The 253-nt window shown below is 52.2% G+C and carries 1 protein-coding gene; it reads right to left on the bottom strand.

From position 1 onward, the window contains the following. On the bottom strand, positions 1-253 hold a 253-nt coding region (locus tag FJA49_RS18250), incomplete at both ends, for a hypothetical protein (RefSeq protein ID WP_158629417.1).

Genomic DNA, 253 nt, shown 5'->3' with positions numbered 1-253 from the left:
GTTACGGTTGCAGTTCCACAAGCATCAGTTGCAGTAAGCGTAGCCGCAGCCGGAATGTTGTCGCAAGACGCAGCCAGTTCGGCAGCAGGCAGTGTTCCTTCGAACGCAGGAGCCTGAGTATCGGTCACGTTCACCACTTGAGTATGCTCGGCAGTATTACCGCATAGGTCAGTAGCAGTCCATTTTCTTGTCAATGTATAGCTTCCGGCACAAGCACCGTCAGTTCTAGTCTCTGCAAAAGTTACGGTTGCAG

The sequence above is a fragment of the Flavobacterium microcysteis genome, from assembly GCF_006385255.1.
Lineage (GTDB): Bacteria > Bacteroidota > Bacteroidia > Flavobacteriales > Flavobacteriaceae > Flavobacterium > Flavobacterium microcysteis.
This window is presented reverse-complemented; position numbering and strand designations above follow the sequence as displayed.